This is a genomic window from Actinomadura macra NBRC 14102 (assembly GCF_001552215.1).
GTDB lineage: Bacteria > Actinomycetota > Actinomycetes > Streptosporangiales > Streptosporangiaceae > Spirillospora > Spirillospora macra.
Genome location: NZ_BCQT01000003.1, coordinates 153,731 through 166,846 on the forward strand (window position 1 = coordinate 153,731; position 13,116 = coordinate 166,846).

Sequence of the window (13,116 nt, forward strand, 5' to 3'; positions counted from 1 at the left end):
ACCATGCGGGGGTGATGGACGAGCGGAACCCGAAACATCAGCTCCCCTATCCCTACGACCAGGACCTGTCGGGAGTGCTGCGGCGGCTGAACCGGCGTACTCCCGCCAGCCGCAACAGGCTCGCCAACGATCCGGTGACGGCCGCCTACCTGGCGGCGGGCATGCGGTTGATCGGACGTCACCTGGGCCCGAGCGCGGTGCGGACGTCCACCGACCCGGACGACGCGGCCTCCATCGAACGCCCCCTGCTCGCCTTCCTTTCCCAGCGCGCGGTCGTCGCCGAGGTCGGCGCGAACCCCGACCCGTTCCCGCGGATGGGGAGCGTCTCGACGCTGCGGTCCACCTGGGGATGCCATTCGGACTTCATCTCCGACCTGCTGCGGTTCGGCTTGTGGTCCTATCATCCGAACCATTGCGACGTCACCGAGGCCGCCGACATCCTCGGCGACCTACTCCAGGGCCCCGACTATGTCGAGGCCATTCATCGGCTGGGGTTCTGGAACATCCTGACCCTGGTCGACCGGCCCCGGTTCCGCCTCGAACTCTTCGTCACCGCCGCCGCGGAGGGCGACGAGGTGATCCAGAAGGCGATGGCCGAGAACTATCGCGAGATCAAGGAGCCGTGGACGGAGGTCTGCGAGGAACTCCTGGAGGCGCGGAACCTGCGGCTGCGCCCGGGGATCACGGTCGACGGCCTGGTCGACATGATCAGTGCCGTGATGGAGGGGACCGCGCTGCGCGCGCTCGCCGACCCCGGCGCGGGCGTGATCGACCGCGCCGGGCGGAGGTCCCTCGCGGGGACGGCGCTGCTCGCCCTCATCCGCGGATGCGTCGAGCGAGTCGACGACGCCGACGGGCGGTCGCTGGAGGAATCGGTCCACGCGATGGTCTATGACCTTCCCGTCTCGTCCCCCTACCAGGTTGCCTACTAGTCGCCTTGATCCTTTTGCGGGGCCGCCGGCTTGCGGGCGAGCAGGCAGCCTTGGCCGAATCTCTCGGTCTCGGCGGGCTCGCGGGAAGCGCGGGCGTCCACCACCAGTCCCGCCTGTTCCAGCAGACCGGCGAGGTGGTCGAGCGGCCAGCGGTAGGCGAGTGTGACCTTGTGGTCGAACGGCCGGAGGATGTCGGGCGACGCGAAGGTGCCGAGCAGGAGCCGGCCGCCGGGGGCGAGAACGCGGTGGATCTCGGCGAGCACGTCCGGGAGCCGCTCGGGCGGGGTGTGGATGGTCGAGTACCAGGCGAGGACGCCGCCGAGCGAGCCGTCCGGTAGGTCCAGGGCGGTCATGGAGCCCTCGTCGAACCGCAGCGCCGGGTGCGCCCGCCGGGCCAGCGTGATCATCGCCGGGGACAGGTCGATGCCGAAGGCGGTGCGGCCGAGCGCGGTGAGGTGGGCGGTCAGGTGGCCGGGGCCGCAGCCGAGGTCGGCGACCGGGTCCCCGGCGAGTTCGGCGAAGGCGGCGATCAGGCCACGGTCGAGGGGGTGGCTCTTGCGGGCGTCGCCGAACAGTTCGGCGTAGAGGTCGGCGACGGCGTCATAGGCGGTCCTGGTATCTGCTTCGGTCACGCTCGACGACGGTAGTGCCTGGGGACCCGCGGCCGGCCTGGCGCAGGATTTGCCCTTTATGGGGCTTGTGGTGAGGAGTGTGGTGGAACGTCCCGAAATGCGGCGGGGGTAGCGGGTCGACACCGCCTGACTGGAGGGGACCACCCATGACTGAATCCGCCCACTTCCCGGCCCCGGCGCGTGACATCTGCGGGACCATGCTCGTCCACCGGAGGCTGCTCAACGACAGCATGACCTACCGCGCCCAGCGCGCACGGATCGAGAACCGCGCGCTCCAGTACGAGACGGGACGGCGCAGCGCGGTTCGCAGCGAGGTGCTCACGATCCCCGTCGTCGTCCACGTCGTCCACAACCCGAGCTTTCCGGAACAGAACATCAGCGATGATCAGATCCACAGCCAGATCGACGTCCTCAACCGGGACTTCCGTGCCGCGAACACGGACGTGTCCCTGGTGCCCGAGGTGTGGCGACCACTGATCGCCGACACCCGGATCGAGTTCCAGCTCGCGACCCGCGACCCGCTCGGGAACCCGACGGACGGGATCTTCCGGACCGAGACGGACCGGGACGGGTTCGACACGCGCGACACGGTGAAGGCCAGCGACACCGGCGGCGCCGACCCCTGGCCGAGCGATCAATACCTGAACATGTGGGTCTGCCAGCTCCAGGGCGGCCTGCTGGGGTACGCGCAGTTCCCCGGCGGCCCGCCGCAGACCGACGGCGTGGTCATCCTGCACACGGCCTTCGGGACGAAGGGGTGCGCCACATCGCCCTTCGACGGGGGCCGGACCGCGACCCATGAGATCGGGCACTGGCTCGACCTCCTGCACATCTGGGGCGATGACGACGGCGCGTGCAGCAACGACGACCGCGTCGCCGATACCCCGAACCAGGCGTCCTCCAACACCGGGAGCCCCGCGTTCCCGCATGTGACCTGCGACAACGGCCCAGACGGGGACATGTTCATGAATTACATGGACTATGTCGACGACCAGGCCATGGTCATGTTCACGCGGGGGCAGAGCGACCGGATGGACGCGTGCCTGGAGGGGGCGCGCGCGTCCTTCGTCGTCGCCCGCCAGGTCGGTACCGCCAAGGAACCGGCCGCGGAAGCCGCCGCGGCCCCGGCCCCCGAGCCCGCTGCCGCCCCGGCTCCGGCGGCCCCGGCTGCGTCCCCCGCCCCCGCCCCCGCCCCCGCCGTGGCCCCGGCCGCGGCCGGTGGGGACGGGCATGCCGTGCAGGACGGCGAGGTGGAACGGCTGCTCAGAGAGGTCCTCAGCGAGATCCAGGACGCGATCGGCCTCGTCACCGGTGACGGCCGATGAGCCATCGGGAGGACGTGTGAACACGACGTTGACGGACATCACCGGCGCCTGGCTGCACTCCTTCGAGGAGGACACCGGCACCTCGGAGGTGTACCGGCCGTCCGGCTACCGGTTCCCGCCCGCGCGGCGCGTGCGGCGGGGCCTGGAGTTCCGGTCGGACGGGACGTTCATCGAAAGCCGCCCCGGCCCGGACGACCGCCTCCGCGAGGTGCACGGCCGCTGGGAGAGGCAGGGCGCGGACCGGGTCGGTGTCACCTTCCCGCAGGGACGCGGCACGCCTTACACGATCACGGTTCTGTCCGGCACGGACGACAGGCTCACGATCGCGAGGTGATGCCCGGTTCCGGGCCGGTCGACGGGGTCAGGCCTGGTCGGCTCGGGTGGCCGGCCGACGGGAGCGCGGTGCGGCACGCAGATGGATGCGCTCGCCCTGCCGGCCGAAGAGGTTGAGGACCTCCACCGGCTGGTCGCCGGCGGGCCCGAACCAGTGCGGGAGCCGGGTGTCGAACTCGGCGGCCTCGCCCGGCTCCATGATCAGGTCATGGTCGGCGACGATCAGCCGCAGCCGCCCGGACAGGACGTACAGCCACTCGTAGCCCTCGTGCGTGCACGGGTCCGGCTCGTTCTGGTCGGCGGGAATGATCGATTTCCATGCCTGGAGGGGACCGGGCTGGCGGGTCAGGGGCACGACCGTCCGGCCGTTGCTGGCCCGCGGGGTGAGCCGGACGCGCGGGTCGCCGACCTCCGGCGCGCCGACCAGTTCGTCCAGCGGCACCTGGTGGGCCTGCGCGATCGGCAGCAGCAGTTCGAGGCTGGGCCTGCGCTGCCCCGCCTCCAGCCGCGACAGCGTGCTCTTGGAGATGCCGGTCGCCTCGGCCAGCGCGGCCAGGGTGACGCCGCGCTGGGTGCGCAGGCGCTTGAGCCGGGGGCCGACCTCGGCCAGCGCGGTGGCGATGGCGGGAGCGTGTTCCATGGCCCCATTCCACCTCGCTCTCCCGGAAACAGCAACAGAAGTTGTCGTTTCCGGTGAGCGGCCCGCACCGGCTGAGGCTGAGGTGATCGCAATGTACGACGTCGTGGTGATCGGCGCCGCGTCCGCGGCCGGCGGCGTGACGTGTGGCTAGGACTACTAGCGGCGCCGGTAGATCGTGAGGGAGTGGCCGACCTCGTCGATGGGTTCGCTCGTCTCGATGAGGCCGATCACCCGCGGGTCGGCCTTGGCGATCCAGCTGTCCGACACCACCAGCAGCCCGCGCACCTGCCCGGACGGCACCAGGAACGGGTCGGACGCCGTGATGCCGTAGTAGGACGGGACGCCGCTGCCCTTGTAGGCCAGCCAGACGTTCTCGCCTGGGTACCGGGTGCGCAGGCGGTCGGCGAGCCGTCCGAGATCCTGCCCCCAGTCGACGTTGGAGTCGTGCAGGCGCAGATGGGTCTTGGACGGTCCGCCGAACGCCTCGTTCGAGTACGGCAGGTAGAAGGGGAACGCCAGGAGCGAGCTGATCGCGACGAACAGCAGCGGAACCGCCGCGAGCCAGTGCCGGCGGAAGGCCACCACCCCTGCCGCCGCGACCGCCAGGAACATCGGCACGACGATGACGTACCGGACGCCCAGATCGCGCGAACCGCCCATGGCGACCAGCAGCAGCACGGCCGCGGGCAGGAGGACGTAGGGTGCGGCAGGCCGGAACCGTCGCGTCGCCATAGCCGCCACGCCGGCGGCCCAGAGCGCGAGCGCGCCGAGCGGCGTCTTCACCAGCAGCGCGGCGGGCAGGTAGTACCAGCGGGAACCGCGATAGGTCGTGCCGAACAGAAAGCCCGTCCACGTCGAATTCTCGAATCCGAACTGGACGCGCATCCCGTCCCGGAACGGCGGCGGGAATGGCATGAGGCCGGCGGCGAGCCCGCGCAGCCCGCGGGCGTCCGGCACGTTCGCCGGTGTCGTCCAGCGCAGCCGCGGATCGACCGCGAGATAGGACGCCCACACCACGGCGACCGCGATGAGCAGTATCCCGGTGGCGGCACCCACGCCGCGCACGGCGAACCCTCGCCGCGTCGGTTCTTCGGACGACTCGCGGTCGGTGGACCGTGTCGCGGACCACGCGGCCAGGACGACCAGCACCGGAACGGCGGCCAGCATGGTCATCTTGGTGGCCACGGCCGCCCCGAGCGCCGCGCCCGCCAGCGGAAGGCAGGGCAGCGGGCGCCGCCGGGCCCGCCACAGCAGCCACACCGACGTCAGCAGGAATCCGGCCGCCGGGACGTCCAGGGTGGCCAGCGACCCGTGCGCGATGACGTCCGGGGAGAACGCGTAAAGCGCCAGCGCGAGCAGCCCGCCCGTCCGGCCGGCGAGGTCGGACGCGAACGCGAAGACCACCAACCCGAACAGCAGCGTCAGGACGATCATCGCCAGCCGCGCCGCCAGCAGCACTCGCTGGGCGTCGTTGCCCGACTCGTACAGCAGGTGGCGTCCGGTCGCCTCCTGGGTCCCGGCGAAACCCGCGTCCAGGCGCGGGCGCGCGATCGCCAGGCCCACCCCCATGATCAGCTTGCCCAGCGGCGGATGCTCGGGGTTGAGGTGCAGGCTGTGCTCCCGCTGGTAGACCGCCGCGGCCCCCACGTACACCGGCTCGTCGATGGTCGGGGTCTGCTGGAGGGCCGTCGTGACCATCGCGACCGCCATCACCGCCAGCAGCGCCGCGACGCAGACCGCCACCGCCCATGGCCGGAGCGTGCGAGACCGGCGCGGCGCGGTCGCATCGTCCGGCGAAGTCACCGCCTTACCTAACCATTTCGCCCCGTTCTGGACGGCGCGACTGGGAGAAGGCGGCCATGACCTGGAGTCGGCCGTCGGCATCGTCGTGCGGAGCGTGCCGTCCCGGTCCGCTCAACGGTCGTTGATCGCCTCGCCGATGATCTCCAGGGCGAGCGCCGCGTCCGGGCCGAGACGGGCCGCCGGAAGAGCACGTCGTGCAGCGAGACGTCCGCGAACCCGAGCTCCTCCGCCCCGTGCGGCGAGCACCGGGTAGGCCCCGATCGGCAGGTTCCCGTGCAGCTGAAGGAAGTACTCCATGGCGCGGCTTCCCCTTTCCTTGATCACTAAGCCATCCTGGTGTGCGGCCGGGCGATCGCGCCGCTGATCGGCGAAACCGGTGCTCAGCGGGCAAGTCGGGCGTCATGATCTGGGACCGGCAGGGGCGTTCAGGTCCCGCCGCGGTTCTCGGTGACCTCGGCCAGGCGGGCGGCGAGGAAGGCGCGCTCGGCTTCGTTCCCGGCCAGCGTGACCGCCCGTTCGTATGCCGCGGCGGCCTCGCGGCGGCGGCCCGTCCGGCGCAGCAGATCGGCCTTGATCGCCGGCAGGTAGCGGTAGGCGGCGAGCCGCCCGTCCTGTTCGAGGGCCTCGACCTCGGCCAGCGCGGCGGACGGCCCTGCGACCATCGCGACCGCCACCGTCCGGTTGAGGGCGACGACGGGCGACGGCCATGCCTTCAGCAACGCGTCATACAGGACGAGGATCTGGTCCCAGTCGGTGTCGCCGTAGGACGGGGCGGTCGCGTGCAAGGTCGCGATGGCCGCCTGCAAGGAGAACCGGCCGGCCCTGCCGGTGCGGAGTGCCCCGACGACCAGATCGTCCGCTTGGGCGATGGCGTCCCGTTCCCAGGCCGAACGATCCTGTTCCTCCAGCGGCAGCAGGCGCCCGTCCGGCGCCGTACGGGTGGCGCGGCGTGCGTAGTTGGCCAGCAGCAACGCCAGCAACCCCCGGACCTCCGGTTCGTCGGGCAGCAGCTCGTGCAGCATGCGGGCCAGATCGAGCGCCCGCTCGGCGATGTCATCCCTGGTCAGCGTGGGACCGCTGGGGGCGGTGTGGCCGGTGGTGAACAGCAGGTGGACGGTGGTGAGCGCCGCGTCCAACCGCGCGGGCCACTCGTCGGGACCGGGCAGCCGGAAGGGAATCCGCGCCTGCGTGATCTTCTTCTTCGCGCGGGTGATCCGGGCGGCCATGGTCGTCTCGGGGACCAGGAACGCGCTCGCGACATCGGGCGTGGCCACGCCACAGACCAGCCGGAGCGTGAGCGCGACCTGTGCCTGTTCGGCAAGCGCCGGATGGCAGCACAGGAACACCAGCCGCAGCCGGTCCACGAACGGCTCCGGCTCGCCCTCCGGCTCCACCAGCAACGGCAACTTCGACCGCAACGTCCTGGCCCTGCGCAGCGCGTCCAGGGCGTTGTGCCGGGCCGCGGTCGTCAGCCACGCGCCCGGCCTGGACGGCACGCCGTCGCGCGTCCAGGCGTCGAGCGCCGCGACGTAGGCGTCCTGGACGCACTCCTCGGCCAGATCGAGGTCACGGGCGACGCGCACCGTCGCGGCGAGCACCCGGGCCCACTCGCGGCGGTGCGCGTCGGCGACCGCGCGACCGGCCAGGGATCGTCTGTCGGCGCCGGTCACCCGGTGAGCAGCGGCCGCACCTCGACGGCCCCGTCCATGATCGGGAGCAGCCGGCCGACGGCGACCGCCTGCTCCAGGTCGGCGGCCTCCACCACGAAGAATCCGGCGATCACCTCCTTGCTCTCGATGAACGGGCCGTCGGTGACCAGGCCGCCCTTGTGGATCGTGCGGGTGGCCGCGCTCGGCTGGAGCGCCTGCTCGTGGACGACCCGCACCCCCATCGCGGCGATCTGCTCCCCGGCCCGCAGATTCGCCTCCATGACCTCGGGCGGGATGTCGGCGACACCCCCCGGAGTCTCCGCCTCGTAGATCAGAATCGCGTACTGCGGCATCCCTGGTCCTGTCTGGTCGTCTCGTCAGCGATCGCCGGTCGCCGGCTCCCAATTGCCGGTCTCCGGGCCCATCGCACCGTATTCGAGCTTTCCGTCCCGGGCGTAGCGGCTGGTGACGACACCGGTGCCGGACGTCGTCGTGTCGATCAGCTTGAGGCGGGCCGGGATCGTCCCGTCCCCGAATAGCCGCTTGCCGGAGCCGATGAGCACCGGGAAGACCAGCACGTGGAACTCGTCCACGAGATCGTGCTCGATGAGCGTCTGGATCAGCCCGCCACTGCCGTGGACCTGGATCTCGCCGCCGTCCCCCTCCTTGAGCTCGCGGACGGCGTCCACGACGTCGCCCTTGAGCAGCGTCGAGTTCTGCCATGCCACGCTCGTCAGCGTCCGCGACGCGACGTACTTGGGCATGCTGTTCAGCTTCGCCCCGATCGGGTCGTCGGGCTCCGACAGCGGCCAGTTCGCGGCGAAGACCTCGTAGGTCCTGCGCCCCAGCAGCAGCGCGGCCGCCCGGTCGGTCAGCGCGCCCATCCGCTCGATCATTTGCGGCTCGAAGAACGGGACGGACCAGCCTCCGTGCTCAAATCCGTCGTCCCGGTCCTCGTCCGCCCCGCCCGGCGCCTGCATGACGCCGTCCAGGGACACGAACATCGTCACCAGCAGCTTCCGCATCGATCTCTCCTCAGCTCGTATCCACCGTCGGACGTCCAGGTGACGCCCTCACCCACTACGGCGATCGAGCACGCCCGCAATCGACACCATGCCCGTTCCCTTTTCACGGGAACGGCGCCACGGACGGTGTCCGTGGCGCCGGGTCCGGGTCCGGGTCCGTGTTCGGATCCGGGTCTGTCAGAAGGAACTCGCGTACTCCCTGATGGTGACGATGACGTGCCCCCTGGCGTCGACGGCCGCGAGATCGGCGTGCTCGAAGCCCTCGTGCGGGTTCGCGGGGGGCTCGGTCCAGGTCGGACGGGGGCCCGGCTTGTGATCGAGGAACGCCATGAAGAAGCCGTCCGGCCTCACCGGGACGACTCGCTGCTGCCCGTCCTGCAACGTCACCCGGATCGCCGTCGTGGAGACCGGCGCCCGGCCGAGAAGCCCCATCTCGTTCTCGGCGAGCTCACCGAACCTCGCCTGGAGCGGCGGGTTCTCGGGCCCGGAGCCCGGCCGCGCCCGCTTCGGAAGGACACCGCCCTCGCCGCATTCGAGGCTGCCGTCCTCCCCGTCAACGGTGCGCAGGTAAGTGCACTCGGAGCCGTTGGCGCCGGGCGCCACCCACAGCTGGACGACCGTGCCGTGCCGGTCACGGGCCTCGATCACCTTCGTGGCCTTGGACATGTCCAGCCTGGACCAGTCGCTGTTCGGGTCCTGGGCCTTCCGGAAGGCGTTGGTCACCCCGGTGGGGATGACCCCGGCGGCGTCCGCGCCGGCGCCGAGCGTCCCCAGGGTGAGCGTGGCCGCGAGGACGATCGTCCAACGCCTCCGCCGCCGCGAGGACGTGCGCGCGGGTGCGGCCGGGTCGCTGACCATGATCCTGGCGAGCGCACGGCGCCCCTGAGCGTCGCCCGCCGCGTCGGCGAACTCGTCCCGGCCCACGGGATCGGCCTGGCCCATCACCTGCCGGACGTGCGCGACCGTGTCCTCCGCAGACGTGTTCCCGTGCCTCATCACTTCGCCTCCTCCGGAGCCATCTGACGGTGAACGCCGGGGACTCTGCCGTCCCGCTCGGCGAGTGCCCGGTCCAACCGCCGCCGGGCCCGGTGCAGGCGCACCGCGAACGTGCTCGGCGAGCAGCCGACGACTGTGGCCGCGGACGCCACGTCCAGTTCCTCCCAGCCGACCAGCCGCAGCGCCTCCTGGTCCTTGGCCGACAGGGTCGCGATGGCCTCATGGAGCGCGAGCGACTCCACCACCGTCCCGGCATGGTCGGGCCCGGCCGCCTTCGGTGCCGTCCTGCCGAGCCGCGCCCCGAGCCGCGACCGGCGCCGGTCGGCGCGCTGCTGGTTGGCCAGAGTGTTGCGGGCGACCGAGTACAGCCAGGGCAGCACCTCGTCCGCCTCGCCGGGCATGTCGTCCATCCGCCGCCAGGCGATCAGGAACGTCTCGGCCGCCACGTCGCGCGCCTGGTCGCGGTCGATCCGCCGGGACGCATAGCGCAGGACGTCGGGGTAGTGGCGCTGGAACAAGGCCGTGAACCTCGCCTGATCATCTTCCACACCCGCCTCCTTCAACAGTCGTGGTGGGTGCTGAATGCCTCCCTATGTCCGGCAGAGGTCCCCGCATTACCGTCCGAAAGTTTCGCCCTTGAGCGATCCACCGGGCCGGCACACGCGAACGGGTGACGAGCGGCCAACTCGCGTACCCCAAGGAGCGCCTCATGAAGTTCTTCCCGCGCAAGGCGATCGTGGCGTCGGCGGTGACGCTCGGCGCCATGGCGGCCGTCCCGGCGATGGCACAGTCGGCCTCGGCCAGCCCGACCCAGTGCAGCGCCAGCTTCACCGCCGGCACCGCGTCCAGCTTCTGCGCCAGCGGCACCGGCGAGCATCGGATCGTGTGCTTCTACACGCACCACATTCCGGGCGTCGGAACCATCATGTCCTACGGCCCCTGGCAGCCGGCCGGCTCCACGTCCAGCACGTACTGCCCCTCGGACAGGGTCACCAACAGCTTTATCGAAGTGCGCTGACAGCCCGCCCCCTCGCCGGACGGCGGAGCGGCCACCACCCCGCCCCGCCCGTAGCCGCTCCGCCGTCCGGCGCCCCTGGAGAAGGCCGAACACGGCCGGGAGTCTGGGATGACCAGAGTGTCCTCGTCCGACAGGCAAAATTGACCTTCCACGTTGCCTCACCTTGGGGCGGGCATGGGACAACCACCGGGACCACGGTGAATTCATTCGCCGATCACCATGTGGACACCCGGTCGTCGGCCGGAAACGGGGAGATTACTCCACGTGCCTGTGGGAGTGAGCGTCACGACGTCCCGGCGCGACGACCTGCCGGAATCATCGTCCCGCCGCTGGACCGGCGCGGCCTGGTCGGTGCCGGGGGTCCTCGCGCTGGCCTGGCTCGCCGTCCTCATCGCTCATCTGCGCGTCCCCGTCCCGTCCGATCAGCTCAACTACCTGACGGCGGCGGCGCGCTTCCCGCACCCGGTCGAGGTCACCACGGAGATGCACCAGGTGACCCGGTTCGGAGTGATCATTCCGGTCCGGCTGGCGGTCGCGGTGTTCGGCTACTCCCAGGCCGCGTACGCGATCGTTCCCATCCTGGCCACGCTGACGCTGCTCCTGGGCACCTACGCGCTGGGCACGCTGCTCTTCGCCAGGCCGGTGGGCGTGGCCGGCGGCCTGATCGTCGTCGCGGCGACCCCGGTCTTCGCCGACTCCACCGATCTGCTGCCCGATGTGCTCGCGGCGGGCCTGTTCACCTGCGCGCTGGCCCTCGCGGTCTCCATCGGACGGCGCCCGGACGCGCCGGGCCCGGCTCGGCTGCTGGCGCTGGGGGCGCTGCTCGGCTGGTCCTACCTGGCCCGCGAGTTCGTCGTCTTCATGTGGCCGGTGGTGCTGGTCCTGCTGTACCGCAAGGCACGGCTGACCGGACTGCTGTGGGCAACGCTCCCGATCCTGGCCATCGGGCTCGTGGAACTGACGCTGTGCTGGCGGCTCTACGGCGACCCGTTCGCGCGCCTGCAAGCGATCATGGGACATGGGCAGGGGCCGTCGAGGCCCGACATCGCCACGACCTACCGCGACAAGCCCCGGATGATGTACATCCTGCGGCTGCCCGTCACGCTGCGAAAATACCCGGAGGGCGGCCTGCTCACTGCCCTGCTCGGCCTGACCCTGCTCGGTGGGCTGCTGCGCCCCCGCAAGTTGGCCATCCCGCTTGTCACGTGCGCATTGCTGTGGGTGCCGCTCACCCTGCTCGGCGGCATTCTGAACCCCGCCGCCCCCAAACTGCGGCTCCAACTGATCCGCTACTGGTTCCCCATCTTCCCCGCGTTCGTGCTCGGCGGCCTCGGCCTGCTGTGGCTCGCCGCGGTGTTCCTGGTCGGCCGCGTCCCGGAGTGGAGACGGCAGCGGGATCGGGACGCGACCCCCGCCGCACGACGCGCCGTCTCGCCTACCGTGCTGCGCGTGGTGCTGCCCGCCGTGGTGGTCCTGGCCGTTGCCGTGCTCACCTCCGGTGCCGCCGCGCGCTCCTGGTGGGGGGCGCCGAACACGAGGGCGGGCGGCGCCACCCAGCTGGAGTCCCTGCGCTCCTGGATGCGCGATCACGATGGCGCGAACCTGCGCGTCTGGGCCGATCCCCGTACGAGCAAGGTCCTCAAGGTCTACCAGGAAGGCGCCTGGGGCGGACGCGCGTGGACGACACGCGTGCGAGACGTCCGGCCAGGTGCCGAGCAGCCTCGTCCGGGAGATCTGCTGCTCCTGTACGACACCGAGACGGGACGGGTATGCCCGTCCTGTCGGGCGGCGGCACGCGTCATGATGAGCGACCCGACCTGGCTGGGCCCCCACTGGCAGCAGGTCTACGGCAGCACCGACCGCGTCGTGCGCGTCTACCGGCTCGCGCGCTGAAGGACCGCCGGTCCGGAGCGGTCAGGTAATGGCGGCCGTAATGGCGACAAAACAGGGACTACTGCCAACTCCTCGGTCAAAATTTCCCATCCGCGCCTTTTCGTTTCCGTGGACCGCGCCGAGGGAGTGACGGAGTAGCGTCGTCGAGACGGGGTGACCTCGTGCGACCAGGAGTGATCGTCTGGGGGTGCGGGGCCGTCGCAGATCGTCCGCCGATCTCCAGAGTGCCGCCGTGCGCGTCAACTCGACCCGCTGTGACACCCGGTGTCCCGGCCATCCTCCGGCACGGATGACACAGCCTTCGCGACGGGTGGCCGTCCACTGGTCGTCCACCCGGCATCTCATCCGCCACGGGTGATTCGGGACGGCGCCCCGAGACCGGACGATGGCCCCGAAGCCCGCCTCACCAACCACAGGAGGGGATCACAATGATCAGTCACATGCACCGCGGATCGTCCAAGACGACCGCCCAGCCGGTGAGCCGCGCGGCGATGGGGTTCTCCATCTTCGCCGGCTGCGTCATGATCTTGGCCGGAACCTTCGGCGCGCTCCTTGGGATCGCGGCGATCTCCAACGACGACCTGTACGTGGTCCGCGGCGACTACATCTTCAAGTGGGACGTCTCCACCTGGGGCTGGGCGCATCTGATACTCGGAATCGTCGTGGCGGTGGCCGGGTTCGCGGTGTTCACCGGACAGGTCTGGGCGCGTGTGATCGGCATCATCCTGGCGGTGGCGAGCGCCATCGCGAACTTCATGTTCCTGCCCTACTACCCGGTGTGGTCCATCGTGATCATCGCGCTGGACGTCGCGGTGATCTGGGGGCTGGTGAAGTACTCGCCCGCGTCCACCGACTCCTAGGCAGCCGCCG

The 13,116-nt window shown here is 70.9% G+C and carries 15 protein-coding genes; 6 read left to right on the forward strand and 9 right to left on the reverse strand.

The annotated features are described in order from the left end of the window. Positions 1–14: 14 nt before the first annotated feature. Positions 15–932 (forward strand): hypothetical protein, encoded by a 918-nt coding sequence (locus tag AMA02S_RS04395; RefSeq protein ID WP_067451918.1) that lies wholly within the window; start codon positions 15–17, stop codon positions 930–932. Here AMA02S_RS04395 and AMA02S_RS04400 read toward each other — a convergent pair. Then, positions 929–1,564: a class I SAM-dependent methyltransferase gene (locus AMA02S_RS04400; protein WP_067451921.1), complete on the reverse strand. Its 636-nt coding sequence runs from the start codon at positions 1,562–1,564 to the stop codon at positions 929–931. The genes AMA02S_RS04395 and AMA02S_RS04400 overlap by 4 nt on opposite strands. A gap of 146 nt (positions 1,565–1,710) precedes the next feature. On the opposite strand from AMA02S_RS04400, the gene AMA02S_RS04405 reads away from it, so the two are divergent. Both AMA02S_RS04405 and AMA02S_RS04410 read left to right on the forward strand, forming a co-directional pair. Continuing rightward, positions 1,711–2,889 (forward strand): zinc metalloprotease, encoded by a 1,179-nt coding sequence (locus AMA02S_RS04405; protein ID WP_067451926.1) that lies wholly within the window; start codon positions 1,711–1,713, stop codon positions 2,887–2,889. A 16-nt stretch (positions 2,890–2,905) separates the two neighbouring features. Then, positions 2,906–3,223 carry a hypothetical protein gene (locus AMA02S_RS04410; protein WP_067451928.1) on the forward strand — a complete coding sequence of 106 codons (318 nt, stop codon included), beginning with the start codon at positions 2,906–2,908 and terminating at the stop codon, positions 3,221–3,223. Between the two features lie 27 nt (positions 3,224–3,250). Here AMA02S_RS04410 and AMA02S_RS04415 read toward each other — a convergent pair whose 3' ends face one another. The 8 genes from AMA02S_RS04415 to AMA02S_RS04450 all read right to left on the reverse strand — a co-directional run bounded on the left by AMA02S_RS04415 (position 3,251) and on the right by AMA02S_RS04450 (position 9,883). Further along, positions 3,251–3,862, reverse strand: a complete 612-nt coding sequence (locus AMA02S_RS04415; protein WP_067451930.1) for a helix-turn-helix domain-containing protein — start codon at positions 3,860–3,862, stop codon at positions 3,251–3,253. A 156-nt stretch (positions 3,863–4,018) separates the two neighbouring features. Beyond that, entirely contained in the window at positions 4,019–5,665 is a 1,647-nt protein-coding gene (locus AMA02S_RS04420; RefSeq protein ID WP_218004836.1) for an ArnT family glycosyltransferase, read from the reverse strand. 111 nt (positions 5,666–5,776) lie between these two features. Further along, positions 5,777–5,962 carry a hypothetical protein gene (locus AMA02S_RS04425; protein WP_067451933.1) on the reverse strand — a complete coding sequence of 62 codons (186 nt, stop codon included), beginning with the start codon at positions 5,960–5,962 and terminating at the stop codon, positions 5,777–5,779. A 128-nt stretch (positions 5,963–6,090) separates the two neighbouring features. After that, positions 6,091–7,335 carry an RNA polymerase sigma factor gene (locus AMA02S_RS04430; protein WP_174550929.1) on the reverse strand — a complete coding sequence of 415 codons (1,245 nt, stop codon included), beginning with the start codon at positions 7,333–7,335 and terminating at the stop codon, positions 6,091–6,093. Next, the gene (locus AMA02S_RS41345; protein ID WP_067452262.1) at positions 7,332–7,667 is read right to left on the reverse strand and encodes a YciI family protein; all 336 of its coding nucleotides are present in this window, start codon (positions 7,665–7,667) and stop codon (positions 7,332–7,334) included. The genes AMA02S_RS04430 and AMA02S_RS41345 overlap by 4 nt, the downstream gene beginning before the upstream one ends. Before the next feature lie 24 nt (positions 7,668–7,691). Then, complete coding sequence (locus tag AMA02S_RS04440; protein ID WP_067451936.1) at positions 7,692–8,339, reverse strand: dihydrofolate reductase family protein; 648 nt, start codon at positions 8,337–8,339, stop codon at positions 7,692–7,694. 177 nt (positions 8,340–8,516) lie between these two features. Continuing rightward, positions 8,517–9,335: a hypothetical protein gene (locus AMA02S_RS04445; protein ID WP_067451940.1), complete on the reverse strand. Its 819-nt coding sequence runs from the start codon at positions 9,333–9,335 to the stop codon at positions 8,517–8,519. Then, on the reverse strand, positions 9,335–9,883 hold the full coding sequence (locus AMA02S_RS04450; RefSeq protein ID WP_067451942.1) for an RNA polymerase sigma factor: 549 nt from the start codon (positions 9,881–9,883) through the stop codon (positions 9,335–9,337). The genes AMA02S_RS04445 and AMA02S_RS04450 overlap by 1 nt, the downstream gene beginning before the upstream one ends. A gap of 161 nt (positions 9,884–10,044) precedes the next feature. On the opposite strand from AMA02S_RS04450, the gene AMA02S_RS04455 reads away from it, so the two are divergent. The 3 genes from AMA02S_RS04455 to AMA02S_RS04465 all read left to right on the forward strand — a co-directional run bounded on the left by AMA02S_RS04455 (position 10,045) and on the right by AMA02S_RS04465 (position 13,106). Beyond that, complete coding sequence (locus AMA02S_RS04455) at positions 10,045–10,353, forward strand: hypothetical protein (protein WP_067451943.1); 309 nt, start codon at positions 10,045–10,047, stop codon at positions 10,351–10,353. Positions 10,354–10,617: 264 nt separating this feature from the next. Next, complete coding sequence (locus AMA02S_RS04460) at positions 10,618–12,246, forward strand: glycosyltransferase family 39 protein (protein WP_169806775.1); 1,629 nt, start codon at positions 10,618–10,620, stop codon at positions 12,244–12,246. A 428-nt stretch (positions 12,247–12,674) separates the two neighbouring features. Then, positions 12,675–13,106 (forward strand): DUF7144 family membrane protein, encoded by a 432-nt coding sequence (locus tag AMA02S_RS04465; protein WP_067451948.1) that lies wholly within the window; start codon positions 12,675–12,677, stop codon positions 13,104–13,106. Positions 13,107–13,116: the final 10 nt, after the last annotated feature.

Bases quoted from the DNA above. Each gene is read 5' to 3' on its own strand.
- AMA02S_RS04395 (WP_067451918.1), top strand. From the start codon at position 15: ATGGACGAGCGGAACCCGAAACATCAGCTCCCCTATCCCTACGACCAG.
- AMA02S_RS04405 (WP_067451926.1), top strand. From the start codon at position 1,711: ATGACTGAATCCGCCCACTTCCCGGCCCCGGCGCGTGACATCTGCGGG.
- AMA02S_RS04415 (WP_067451930.1), bottom strand. From the start codon at position 3,862: ATGGAACACGCTCCCGCCATCGCCACCGCGCTGGCCGAGGTCGGCCCC.
- AMA02S_RS04425 (WP_067451933.1), bottom strand. From the start codon at position 5,962: ATGGAGTACTTCCTTCAGCTGCACGGGAACCTGCCGATCGGGGCCTAC.
- AMA02S_RS41345 (WP_067452262.1), bottom strand. From the start codon at position 7,667: ATGCCGCAGTACGCGATTCTGATCTACGAGGCGGAGACTCCGGGGGGT.
- AMA02S_RS04440 (WP_067451936.1), bottom strand. From the start codon at position 8,339: ATGCGGAAGCTGCTGGTGACGATGTTCGTGTCCCTGGACGGCGTCATG.
- AMA02S_RS04445 (WP_067451940.1), bottom strand. From the start codon at position 9,335: ATGAGGCACGGGAACACGTCTGCGGAGGACACGGTCGCGCACGTCCGG.
- AMA02S_RS04455 (WP_067451943.1), top strand. From the start codon at position 10,045: ATGAAGTTCTTCCCGCGCAAGGCGATCGTGGCGTCGGCGGTGACGCTC.
- AMA02S_RS04465 (WP_067451948.1), top strand. From the start codon at position 12,675: ATGATCAGTCACATGCACCGCGGATCGTCCAAGACGACCGCCCAGCCG.